Source organism: Pseudomonas sp. P179, assembly GCF_000478485.2.
GTDB classification, from domain to species: domain Bacteria; phylum Pseudomonadota; class Gammaproteobacteria; order Pseudomonadales; family Pseudomonadaceae; genus Pseudomonas; species Pseudomonas aeruginosa.
In genome coordinates this window covers 3,354,242-3,366,547 of sequence record NZ_KI517354.1, presented here as the reverse complement: position 1 = coordinate 3,366,547, position 12,306 = coordinate 3,354,242, and the positions used below count along the sequence as shown (strand labels likewise).

At 67.4% G+C, this 12,306-nt stretch carries 8 protein-coding genes; 5 read left to right on the top strand and 3 right to left on the bottom strand.

The window, feature by feature from the left end; genetic code table 11:
- Positions 1–29: 29 nt before the first annotated feature.
- Entirely contained in the window at positions 30–1,424 is a 1,395-nt protein-coding gene (gene yegQ / locus HMPREF1224_RS28065; protein ID WP_003105560.1) for a prephenate-dependent tRNA uridine(34) hydroxylase TrhP, read from the top strand.
- Here the strand turns inward: yegQ and HMPREF1224_RS28060 are convergent.
- The 3 genes from HMPREF1224_RS28060 to HMPREF1224_RS28050 are packed head-to-tail and all read right to left on the bottom strand — an operon-like array spanning position 1,418 to position 7,255.
- Entirely contained in the window at positions 1,418–2,143 is a 726-nt protein-coding gene (locus HMPREF1224_RS28060) for a DUF3142 domain-containing protein (protein WP_003096864.1), read from the bottom strand. The genes yegQ and HMPREF1224_RS28060 overlap by 7 nt on opposite strands.
- Positions 2,140–4,341, bottom strand: a complete 2,202-nt coding sequence (locus HMPREF1224_RS28055) for a PA5441 family protein (protein ID WP_003158567.1) — start codon at positions 4,339–4,341, stop codon at positions 2,140–2,142. The genes HMPREF1224_RS28060 and HMPREF1224_RS28055 overlap by 4 nt, the downstream gene beginning before the upstream one ends.
- A gap of 58 nt (positions 4,342–4,399) precedes the next feature.
- A complete protein-coding gene (locus HMPREF1224_RS28050; protein WP_003096868.1) occupies positions 4,400–7,255 on the bottom strand; it encodes a putative bifunctional diguanylate cyclase/phosphodiesterase in 2,856 nt (951 codons plus the stop codon).
- A 176-nt stretch (positions 7,256–7,431) separates the two neighbouring features.
- Here HMPREF1224_RS28050 and uvrD point away from each other — a divergent pair, with 176 nt between their 5' ends.
- The 4 genes from uvrD to HMPREF1224_RS28030 all read left to right on the top strand — a co-directional run bounded on the left by uvrD (position 7,432) and on the right by HMPREF1224_RS28030 (position 12,256).
- Positions 7,432–9,618: a DNA helicase II gene (uvrD, locus tag HMPREF1224_RS28045; protein WP_003096872.1), complete on the top strand. Its 2,187-nt coding sequence runs from the start codon at positions 7,432–7,434 to the stop codon at positions 9,616–9,618.
- Between the two features lie 37 nt (positions 9,619–9,655).
- On the top strand, positions 9,656–10,084 hold the full coding sequence (locus tag HMPREF1224_RS28040; protein ID WP_003114104.1) for an EamA family transporter: 429 nt from the start codon (positions 9,656–9,658) through the stop codon (positions 10,082–10,084).
- A 97-nt stretch (positions 10,085–10,181) separates the two neighbouring features.
- Positions 10,182–11,675, top strand: a complete 1,494-nt coding sequence (locus HMPREF1224_RS28035; RefSeq protein WP_003096875.1) for an acetyl-CoA hydrolase/transferase family protein — start codon at positions 10,182–10,184, stop codon at positions 11,673–11,675.
- A 377-nt stretch (positions 11,676–12,052) separates the two neighbouring features.
- Positions 12,053–12,256 carry a DUF1127 domain-containing protein gene (locus HMPREF1224_RS28030; protein WP_003096877.1) on the top strand — a complete coding sequence of 68 codons (204 nt, stop codon included), beginning with the start codon at positions 12,053–12,055 and terminating at the stop codon, positions 12,254–12,256.
- Positions 12,257–12,306: the final 50 nt, after the last annotated feature.

Sequence of the window (12,306 nt, the reverse complement as noted above, 5' to 3'; positions counted from 1 at the left end):
GCGCGCCCACGTCGTTGCGAGCCCGAACCATGACCGCCACCACCCTCCGCCCCGAACTGCTGTGCCCCGCCGGCACCCTGAAAAGCATGCGCTATGCCTTCGCCTACGGCGCCGATGCCGTCTACGCCGGGCAGCCGCGCTACAGCCTGCGGGTGCGCAACAACGATTTCGACCACGCCCAACTGGCCGAAGGCATCGCCGAGGCCCACGCACTTGGCAAGCGCTTCTACGTGGTGGTCAACATCGCCCCGCACAACGCCAAGCTGAAAACCTTCCTGCGCGACCTGGAGCCGGTGGTCGCCATGGGTCCGGATGCGCTGATCATGTCCGATCCCGGCCTGATCATGCTGGTTCGCCAGCATTTCCCGCAGATGCCCATCCACCTGTCGGTGCAGGCCAACGCGGTGAACTGGGCCGCGGTGCAATTCTGGCGGCAGCAGGGCCTGACCCGGGTGATCCTTTCCCGCGAGCTGTCGCTGGAGGAGATCGAGGAAATCCGCCAGCAGGTGCCGGACATGGAGCTGGAAGTGTTCGTCCACGGCGCCTTGTGCATGGCCTATTCCGGGCGCTGCCTGCTGTCCGGCTACATCAACCGCCGCGACCCCAACCAGGGCACCTGCACCAATGCCTGCCGCTGGGAATACAAGGCGGTGGAGGGCCGCGAGGACGAGCTGGGCAACGTGGTGGCGCGGGAGCCGACCCTGGGACGCGGCGCGCCGACCGAGCAGGTGTTCCTCCTCGAGGAAGGCAACCGTCCCGGCGAACCGATGGCCGCCTTCGAGGACGAACACGGCACCTACATCATGAATTCCAAGGACCTCCGCGCCGTGCAGCACGTCGAGCGGCTGGCGCGGATCGGCGTGCACTCGCTGAAGATCGAGGGCCGCACCAAATCCCACTACTACGTGGCGCGCACCGCCCAGGTCTACCGCCAGGCGATCGACGACGCGGCGGCCGGCAAGCCGTTCGACCGCGGCCTGATGGACACCCTGGAGTCCCTCGCCCACCGCGGCTACACCGAGGGCTTCCTGCGCCGCCACGTGCACGACGAGTACCAGAACTACCAGCACGGCCATTCGTTGTCCGAGCGCCAGCAGTTCGTCGGCGAACTCACCGGCGAACGCCGCGACGGACTGGCCGAGGTGGAGGTGAAGAACCGCTTCCAGCGCGGCGACAGCGTCGAACTGATGACTCCGCGAGGCAACCTGAGCCTGCGCGTGGAGGACCTGCGCAACGCCGCCGGCGAGGCCATCGAGGTGGCGCCGGGCAATGGCCACGTGGTCTACCTGGCGCTGCCGGAAGGCCTGGACCTGTGCTACGCGCTACTGATGCGCGATCTCCAGCCCGGCCAGGATACCCGCCAGCCGCAGGCCGAACGCAGCGGCGGGTGTGCCGGCAAGGGCGCTTGCGGCTGCGCTCACTGAGGGTTGAGCAGGAACACCACGTAGCCCCTGAACCAGGGGCTCTTTTCCAGGTAGTCGGGGGCTTGCCAGTCGCCGCCCTGGACCAGGCCGATCCGGTACGGCAGTTGCAGGCGGCTGACCCGCGGGAGGTAGGCGGCGTGGTTGGGAATGCTGTGGCGCCCCTGGTAGGTCTGCACCACCACTTCGTCGACCACGCCCTTGAGCCGGTTGATCGCCGCCGGCTCGGCGTTGCTGCCCCAGTCGAGCAACCCGGTGATGCTCAAGCGGTATTCGCGGGGCAGGCGCCGGCGCAGGTCGCGGAGGAAATCGACGTACTCGTCGAGGTAGCGGGTACGCGCATCGAAGTCGATCTGGATGCCGACCACCGGGTTGCCGGCACGCTTCCAGCGCTGCACCTGGTTCAGCACGGCCTGGTAGATCTGCGGCGTCCAGCGCAGGGTATGGGCGCGGTACACCACCCAGACCTCACCCCGCGCCAGGCGCGGCACCGAGATGCCCTGGGCGATCAGCCGCACGCCCTCGCCGGGGCGCCGGCGCGACTGGCTGATCTGTCCCTGCAGGATGTACAGCGTCTCGGCCCGCGCCAGCACCGGCTGCGGCGCGACGCCGCTCCACAGCCAGAAGGCGCCGTAGTCCTCGGCGCGCACCGCGGCCTCGACGGACGGCAACAGCGGCAGGCCCAGCAACAGGCCCGCCAGCCAGGCTCGCCAGCGCCTCACCAGTAGTACTTCAGTTCCTTGGCCCAGGAGCTGTCGGCGTAGGTCGACTTGAGCGTACGGAACCATTGCTTGCGCTCGGCCTGCGGGATGTCCTGCTGGCCGCAGGTGTTGTAGCCGGCCGGGGCGAAGCAGTTGATCGCGCGGAACAGCGCGTAGGCCTTGTCTTCGCGCGGAGCCTTGGGGTTGTCCATGACCAGGCGATAGCCATCCAGCCGGGAGTACACCTCGCCCTTGAAGCCGCTCGGGGTGCCGCCCAGCTCGTTGGCCTCGGGCTGGCTGTCCAGCGGCATGCCGTCGAGACCGTTGCGCAGGATGAATTCGCCCAGGCAGTTCAGGCCCTTCGGGTCCTTGTCATCGGCGGCCAGCGCCGCAGCCGACTCGGCGATGGCCGGGCAAACGTAGCCGGACTCGGCCTTGTCGCCCTTCCAGCGGAACAGCTCCAGGCTGTTACCGGCGCCGTAGACATAGCCGAGGCTGGTGCCCAGCTTGGTCTGCGAGGGGGTTTCGCCGAGCAGCGCGAAGTCCTTGCCGAAGTCGGCGAAGCGGCTGCGGCGCAGGTCCTTGTAAAGGAGAGTGAACAGCGCGGTATCGCGCTCTTCCGCCGTCGCGCCCTGCTTGGCCTGGCGGCGCAACAGCGCGGCGTCGGCGACGTTGCGCAGGAGGATGCTGCGCAGCAGCGGCTCCTGGACCGGCGAACCTTCGGCGAAGACCTTTTCCAACTGGCCGCTGCGCTCGTAGTTGAGCGCCAGGGCCAGCTGCAACTGGCCCTTCTGGTACGGCTGCGCGGCCTGCGGCAACAGTTCCAGCCAGAGCGCCTCGGCGGCTTTCCAGTCCTTCTGCTGCTCCAGCGCCAGCCCGCGCAGGGTCTGCTGGCTGAAGCCGACGTAGTCGAGGCTGCCGACCTTTTGCGGCAGCGCTTCGAGGGTCTTCGCCGGATCCTGGTCGACATAGAAGCGATAGGCCGCCTGCAGGTAGGCGAACAGTTCGGGATGCGCGGCGAAGCTGGCCTGTTGGGCCTGCAGCGTTTCCCAGGTGAAGCTGCGCGGGGTCGACGGATCGTGGGCGCGCATCTGCACCAGGTCGGCCACCGCCAGCAGCAGCGGAGTCTGGATGTCGCCGAGCTGGATACCGGTCAGGAGCTTGTTGTCGACCTCCTGGACCAGGTCTTCCAGGGCCATGTTGCGCTGCCCTTGCTCGGCTTCGGCGAATTGCGCGGCATAGTCCTGGGCCAGCAGCTTCTGGTCGCCGGCCAGCCAGTGCACGCGCCGTTGCAAGCCCTTGGCCGAGGCGGCGTAGAGCCCCTTCGGATACGCCTGCAGGTAGGCCTCGAGGGCGCTGCGGGTCTGTTCCAGGCGAGCCTTGTCGACATTCTGCAGCTCGGGGAAGCCCATGTCGTCGAAGGCGTTCTGCTGGGCGGCGTTGAGCAGGGTGCGCGCCTGCAGGTACAGGGCGGTTTCCTTCAGCCAGGGCTGCGACACGTCCTGCAACGCCTTGAAGCCCTGTTCGGCTTCGTCGAAGCGACCGCTGTAGAAGTTGGCCGCAGCCTCCAGGTACGTGGCGAAGGCCTTGCCTGCGGCCGACTCGACGCCTTGCGCGAGCACACCGCCCAGTTCCTCTTGTTCCCAGCCGCAGGCACCGAGCAGGTCCAGGCGGCTGTTGGCCAGGGCCTTGGTCTCCGCCTCGCCCAGCCCGGCGTCACGCACCTGGCGAAGAAACGCCAGCGCGCTGTCCTGGTCGTTGCTGCGGCAGCGGCTGCCCTCGCCCTCGAAGAATTCGGCGCCGGCGATCTTTTCCGGTAGCGCTTCGGCGCCCATCTGCCGGGCCAGTTCGGCGAGCGGCGAGGGCGCTGGCGCAGGCGGCGGTGTCTCGGCCTCGCTCGCCGCCGGCGGCGCGGGCGGCTGGCTGCCGTCGCCGGGCAGCAGGCGGAACAGGCCGAACGGTACCAGGCCGTAGCCTTCGAGCTTCTCTTCCTCCGACGGCGGCGCCTCCACCAGCCGCCAGTGGCCGGCGTCGGCCAGCAGCAGGCGCAGGTTGGCGCGGGTGTCGTTGCCCGGGGCGAGGAACGGCAGGGTATCGCAGACACCGCCGCCGACCAGCGACCAATCGGGATAGCAGGAGTCGTCGCTGCTGGCCTGGGCCAGCGGGGAGAGACCGGCGCCCACCAGCAGGAGGGCGGGAAGAAGCGGCTTCGAGCGCATGAATCGTCCTTAATTCGTGGGAGTCGAAAGTGCTACAGCATACTCCGCCGGATCGCGTTCAACGAGCCTGGCGCAAACCTTCCTCCAGGGCATGGGCCGGCAACGGCCGGCCGATCAGGTAGCCCTGCAGCTCGTCGCAACGCTGGGCCACCAGGAAGTCCCGCTGTTCGATGGTTTCCACGCCTTCGGCGACCACCTTCAGGTCGAGGCTGTGGGCCATGGCGATGATCGCCCGGATGATCGCCGCATCCTCGCTGTTCTGGGTCAGGTCGCGGACGAACGACTGGTCGATCTTCAGGTAGTCCAGCGGCAGGCGCTTCAGGTAGCTGAGCGAGGAATAGCCGGTGCCGAAGTCGTCGACCGATAGCTTCACCCCCATCTCGCGCAACTGGCGGAAGGTCGCCAGGACACTATCGAGGGCGTCCAGCCACTGGCTTTCGGTCAACTCCAGCTCCAGTTGCGCCGCCGGCAGGCCGCTGTCGGCAAGCGCCGAGCGCACTACGTCGAGCAGGTCGCCCTGGCGCAACTGGTGGACCGAGAGGTTCACCGAGACCCGCAGGTTCAGGCCCCGCTGGCTCCACTCGGCGGCCTGCAGGCAGGCCCGGCGCAGGACGAATTCACCGATCTCGCCGATCAACCCGCACTCCTCGGCGAGGCCGATGAAGGTCGACGGCGGGATCATGCCCTCCTCCGGATGGTGCCAGCGCACCAGCGCCTCGACCGAGTCCGGGCGGGCGCTGGCCAGGCACAGCTTGGGCTGGTAATGCACGTCCAGCTGGCCCTCCTCGACCGCCTTGCGCAACCGGGTTTCCAGGCGCAGGCGTTCGAGGGTGCTGTCCTGCAGGTTGTCGCGGAAGAACTGGAAGGTATTGCCGCCGAGTTGCTTGGCATGTTGCATCGCCAGGTTCGCCTGGCTCATCAGCACGGAGATTTCCCGTGCCTGCTCGGAAAACAGGCTGATCCCCAGCGAGGCGCCGAGGATCAGCTCGTGGCCGAGCACGCTCACCGGCTGGCGCAACTGGACCAGCAGGCGTTCGGCCAGGCGCGACAGGGCCGCGGTGCCGGTGCCGCCATCGAGGAGAATGGCGAACTCGTCGCCGGCCAGACGCGCCAGGGTGTTGGCTTCCGGCGCGGTGCGCCGCAGGCGCTGGGCCATCTCCCTGAGCAACTGGTCGGCGACCTCGTGGCCGAGGCTGTCGTTGAGCAGCTTGAAGCGGTCCAGGTCGATCAGCAGCAGGGCCAGCCCGCCCTCCTCCTGGCGCGCCCGCTGGGCCGCCTCGTGCAGCCGCTCGCGGAACAACCGGCGGTTGGCCAGGCCGGTCAGTTCGTCGTAGTGCAGCAGGTGACGCAGGCGCTCCTCGACGTCGCGGCGGGCACTGAGATCGGTGAAGAAACCGACGATGTGGGTCGCCTCGCCATTGCCGTCGCGCAGCAGGTTGAGCTGCAGCCATTGGGGATAGGGATCGCCATTCTTCCGCGTATCCACCAGTTCGCCCTGCCACTGCCCGTGCTGGCGCAGCTCGGCGCGGATCTGCCGGTAGTGGCGCTGGGCCTCGGGGGTATTCACCAGCAGGCTGGCGTTGCGCCCGACCACGTCCTCGCGGCGATAGCCGGTGATGCGACTGAAGGCCTGGTTGACCGCCAGCAGGTTGTAGGCCGGATCGAGGATCACGATGCTCTCGCTGGCCGCCTCGAACACTGTCGCGGCCAGTTGCTGCTGCTCTTCCAGGCGCTTGCGCGCGCTGATGTCGCTGCGCGTGCCGAGCATCCGCGTCACCCGTCCCCGCGGGTCGCGAGCCATGGCCCGGCCACGATCCTCCAGCCAGCGCCAGCCGCCCTCCCGGTCGCGCACGCGGTACTCCACCCGGTACAGCTCGCTGCGCCCCTTGAGATGTTCGGCGAGGGCGCGACGGATGCGCGGCAGGTCGCCGGGGTGGATGCTTTCGATCAGCCTGCGATAGTCCTCGGGACCGTCCCCGGCGTCGCTGAAGACCGCCTCGAGATAGGAATGCTGGACCCGGCCGCTCTCCAGGTCCCAGTCCCACAACCCCAGTTCGCTGGCCTCCAGGGCCATGGCCAGGCGCGCCTCGCTCTGGCTGAGCGCCTGGCTGGTCGCGCCAAGCTCCTCGGTGCGCGCCTCCACCCGGCGCTGCAAGGCGTCGCGGGCGGCGCGCAGCTCGCGTTCGACCAGGCGCCGCTGGCCGACCTCCTGGGCGAGCTTGCGATTGAGCGCTTCGGCCTCCGCATTGACGCGTTCCAGGTGCAGGTTCAGCGCCTGGGTCTGGAAGCGTCGCAGCAGCGCGCCCTGCACCAGCCGGTGGATCTGCCCGGCGACCACCAGCAGCGCCACCAGCAGGATCAGGCCGAGCACGCCCCAGCCCTGCAACAGGCTATGCGGCTGCAACAGCAGGAAAACGATGGATGGCAGCAGGCCCGGCAAGGCGAAGGTGAGGAAGGCCGGCAGGCTCACCGCATAGGCGACGCTGGCGGAGAGGATCGCCGCCGCCACCAGGCCGAACACCAGCACCTGCTGGAGGAAGGCATCGGCCGGGACCAGCATGATCACCGCGAACGCCAGGGTCAGGCCCGAGGCGCCGGCGCCGCACAGGAAGGTCCGCCGCCAGTGGCGGCTGGCCTGGCGACGGCTGTCGGCCTGCTGGAAGGCGGCGACCTGCAGCAGGCGCAGGACGGCGAGCAACACCAGCCAGACCAGCCAGCCGCCGAGCAGCCAACTGCTGACCTTGCCCCACACCAGGCAGGCGCTGGTCACGCCGCCGAGCAGCATGAGCAGGGTCGGCGTGCGCGAGCCGAGATAAAGGAGCCGGGTACGCTCGATGGCGATTTCGCGGGCGTAGAGCCGCAGTACATCGGTGCTGCCGCCCGGCAGCGCCAAGGGCTCGACATGGACGGTCATAGGCGCTTGTTCTTGTAGTGGTTTGCCTTGAAGTGGCCGGAGCATAACCGAGCAGGGGCAGGCTGCCCAAGGCCGGGATAGAGCATTTTTCCGCGGCCAGGCCCGACGCTGCGCCGGCCTGCGCCGAATGGCGGCCCGGTTTGCCCGGCTTTTCCCCGCCCCGGTAGAATGCCGCGATGAACGACGACCTCTCCCTCCTGCTGAACTCCCTCAACGACCCGCAGCGCCAGGCCGTGGCCGCGCCGCTGGGCCGCCAACTGGTCCTCGCCGGCGCCGGCTCGGGCAAGACCCGCGTGCTGGTGCACCGGATCGCCTGGCTGATCCAGGTCGAGCACGCCTCGCCCTACAGCATCCTGTCGGTGACCTTCACCAACAAGGCGGCGGCGGAGATGCGCCACCGCATCGAGCAGTTGCTCGGGATCAATCCGGCGGGCATGTGGGTCGGCACCTTCCACGGCCTCGCCCATCGCCTGCTGCGCGCGCACTGGCGCGAGGCCGGGCTGAGCGAGAACTTCCAGATCCTCGACAGCGACGACCAGCAACGCCTGGTCAAGCGGGTGATCCGCGAACTCGGCCTCGACGAGCAGCGCTGGCCGGCGCGCCAGGCCCAGTGGTTCATCAACGGGCAGAAGGACGAGGGCCTGCGGCCGCAACACATCCAGCCCGGCGGCGACCTGTTCCTCGCCACCATGCTGAAGATCTACGAAGCCTACGAGGCGGCCTGCGCCCGCGCCGGGGTGATCGACTTCTCCGAGCTGCTGCTGCGCGCCCTGGACCTCTGGCGCGACCATCCCGGCGTGCTCGAGCACTACCAGCGGCGCTTCCGCCATATCCTGGTGGACGAGTTCCAGGACACCAACGCCGTGCAGTACGCCTGGCTGCGGATTCTCGCCAAGGGCGGCGACAGCCTGATGGTGGTCGGCGACGACGACCAGTCGATCTACGGCTGGCGTGGCGCACGGATCGAGAACATCCAGCAGTTCAGCGACGACTTCGCCGACGCCGAGGTGATCCGCCTGGAGCAGAACTACCGTTCCACCGCGTCGATCCTCAAGGCCGCCAACGCCCTGATCGCCAACAACCAGGGACGCCTGGGCAAGGAGTTGTGGACCGACGGCGAGGACGGTGAGTCGCTGAGCCTGTACGCCGCGTTCAACGAGCACGACGAGGCGCGCTACGTGGTCGAGTCGATCGAGAGCGCGCTCAAGGGCGGCCTGGCGCGCAGCGAGATCGCCATCCTCTACCGCTCCAACGCCCAGTCGCGGGTGCTGGAGGAAGCCCTGCTGCGGGAGAAGATTCCCTACCGCATCTACGGCGGCCAGCGCTTCTTCGAGCGTGCCGAGATCAAGAACGCCATGGCCTACCTGCGCCTGCTCGACGGCCGCGGCAACGACGCGGCGCTGGAACGGGTGGTCAACGTGCCGGCACGCGGCATCGGCGAGAAGACCGTGGAGAGCATCCGCGAATTCGCCCGCGGCAACGATGTGTCGATGTGGGAGGCGATCCGCCTGATGATCGCCAACAAGGTCCTGCCCGGCCGCGCCGCCAGCGCCCTGACCGGCTTCGTCGAGCTGATCGAGAATCTTTCGGCGAAGGTCATGGACATGCCGCTGCACCTGATGACCCAGACGGTGATCGAGCAGTCCGGACTGATCAGCTACCACAAGGAAGAAAAAGGCGAGAAAGGCCAGGCCCGGGTGGAGAACCTCGAGGAACTGGTCAGCGCCGCCCGCGCCTTCGAGAACAGCGAGGAAGAGGAAGACCTCACCCCGCTGCAGGCCTTCCTCAGCCACGCCTCCCTGGAGGCCGGGGAAACCCAGGCCGACGCCCACGAGGACAGTGTCCAGCTGATGACCCTGCACAGCGCCAAGGGCCTGGAGTTCCCGCTGGTGTTCCTGGTCGGCATGGAGGAAGGGCTGTTCCCGCACAAGATGAGCCTGGAGGAATCCGGCCGCCTGGAAGAGGAACGCCGCCTGGCCTACGTCGGCGTCACCCGCGCCATGCAGCGACTGGTCCTGACCTACGCGGAGACCCGCCGGCTCTACGGTAGCGAGACCTACAACAAGGTTTCGCGCTTCATCCGCGAGATCCCGCCGGCGCTGATCCAGGAAGTGCGCCTGTCCAATACCGTCAGCCGCCCCTACGGCGGCACCTCGCGCAGTGCCGGCGGCAACCTCTTCAGCGGCGCCGGGGTGCCGGAGACGCCCTTCTCCCTCGGCCAGCGGGTGCGCCACGCGCTGTTCGGCGAAGGGACTATCCTCAACTTCGAAGGCGCCGGCGCCCAGGCCCGGGTGCAGGTGAATTTCGAGAGCGAAGGCAGCAAGTGGCTGATGCTCGGCTACGCCAAGCTGGAAGCCCTGTAGCGGCGCAGCCCGTGGAGAAGGCCCGGAGGAGGACGACATGCTGGCATCCTGGGCCTTCTGGGCACTGCTTTCGGCGCTGTTCGCCGCGCTGACCGCGATCTTCGCCAAGATCGGCCTCGACCGGGTCGATTCGGACTTCGCCACCTTCATCCGCACCCTGGTGATCCTCGTCACCCTCGGCGGCATCCTCGCGGTCCTGGGCAAGTTCCAGGCCCCGGGCAGCATCCTGCCGCGCAGCTGGCTGTTCCTGGTGCTCTCCGGGCTGGCCACCGGTGCCTCCTGGATCTGCTATTTCCGCGCCCTCAAGCTCGGCCCGGCGTCGCTGGTGGCGCCGCTGGACAAGTTCAGCGTGGTGCTGGTGGCACTGCTCGGCGTGGCCTTCCTCGGCGAACGCCTGGACCTGCGCCAATGGCTCGGCGTAGCCCTGGTGACAGCGGGCGTGGTGGTCCTGGCAATCCGCCCATAAGCCAGCTGAATGGCGCTTCGACCTTGGTATAAAGGCGAAAAATCGCGGAAACCCTAGACTGGCGGCCTCTAATAATTCGTCGTCTGAGGTTCGTTCCATGTACCGTGATCGCGTGCGCCTGCCCTCCCTGCTCGACAAGGTGATGAGTGCGGCCGAAGCCGCCGACCTGATCCAGGACGGCATGACCGTCGGCATGAGCGGTTTCACCCGCGCCGGCGAGGCCAAGGCCGTACCCCAGGCGCTGGCCATGCGCGCCAAGGAACGTCCGCTGCGTATCAGCCTGATGACCGGCGCCAGCCTCGGCAACGACCTCGACAAGCAGCTCACCGAGGCCGGCGTGCTCGCCCGGCGCATGCCGTTCCAGGTCGACAGCACCCTGCGCAAGGCGATCAACGCCGGCGAAGTGATGTTCATCGACCAGCACCTCTCGGAAACCGTCGAGCAGTTGCGCAACCACCAGCTGAAGCTGCCGGACATCGCCGTCATCGAAGCCGCCGCGATCACCGAGCAGGGCCACATCGTGCCGACCACCTCGGTGGGCAACTCGGCGAGCTTCGCGATCTTCGCCAAGCAGGTCATCGTCGAGATCAACCTGGCCCACAGCACCAACCTGGAAGGCCTGCACGACATCTATATCCCGACCTACCGGCCGACCCGCACGCCGATCCCGCTGACCCGCGTCGACGACCGCATCGGCAGCACGGCGATCCCGATCCCGCCGGAGAAGATCGTCGCCATCGTCATCAACGACCAGCCGGACTCGCCATCCACCGTGCTGCCGCCGGACGGCGAGACCCAGGCCATCGCCAACCACCTGATCGATTTCTTCAAGCGCGAGGTCGACGCCGGGCGCATGAGCAACAGCCTCGGCCCGCTGCAGGCCGGTATCGGCAGCATCGCCAACGCGGTGATGTGCGGCCTGATCGAGTCGCCGTTCGAGAACCTGACCATGTACTCCGAAGTGCTGCAGGACTCGACCTTCGACCTGATCGACGCCGGCAAGCTGCGCTTCGCCTCGGGCAGCTCGATCACCCTGTCGCCGCGGCGCAACGCCGACGTGTTCGGTAACCTGGAGCGCTACAAGGACAAGCTGGTGCTGCGCCCGCAGGAAATCTCCAACCACCCCGAGGTGGTCCGTCGCCTGGGCATCATCGGCATCAATACGGCGCTGGAGTTCGACATCTACGGCAACGTCAACTCGACCCACGTCGGCGGCACCAAGATGATGAACGGCATCGGCGGCTCCGGCGACTTCGCCCGCAACGCGCACCTGGCGATCTTCGTCACCAAGTCGATCGCCAAGGGCGGCAACATTTCCAGCGTGGTGCCGATGGTCAGCCACGTCGACCACACCGAGCACGACGTCGACATCCTCGTCACCGAGCAGGGCCTCGCCGACCTGCGCGGCCTGGCGCCTCGCGAACGGGCCCGGGTGATCATCGAGAACTGTGTCCACCCGTCCTACCAGGCACCGCTGCTGGACTACTTCGAGGCGGCTTGCGCGAAAGGCGGCCACACGCCGCATCTGTTGCGCGAGGCGCTGGCCTGGCACCTGAACCTGGAAGAACGCGGACACATGCTGGCCGGCTGAGGCTGAACCGTTTCATCCGCAACTATTTCCAGCGCCCGGACGATTAATTCTTCCGGGCGTCTGGACAGGGCAGAAAAAACCACGTAAAAACATATTTCGGCGGCCTTTTCTCTTGCCGCCATCGCAACACGCCGACTCGGCCCTTCCGCTTTTCCTGCTGTAACACTTCGTTGTTTCTTTCGGTAACGCACCATGACGGTGCAGAGCGGTACAGTTACGCACCGAAACAACCCATACAGTTCGGAAACACACCCCGGTGATCCAACGCAATTCTCCGCAACTGTTCCTATTCTTGTTGACCTGTTAGTCAGATCATATTGCTCAGTTAATCACTAGCAACCTGACTACCCACCACAAGTGGGAAGGATCGACACATCATGGAACGTACCCTCGGTTCCAACACTTTCGACATCGCTCGCTCCAACCGCCGCAGCAGCAGCCTGCTGGGCACCATGAAACTGTGGCAGCGCCGCATCCAGAGCCGTCGCCAGCTGGCCCGCCTGGACTCCCGCCTGCTCGCCGACGCCGGCATCAGCGAAGCCCAGCGCTACGCCGAGCTGAACAAGCCGTTCTGGCGCTAAGCGATACTGTAACGCCCCGGTTCGGCCCAGCCTGAACTGTACCGTAGGCC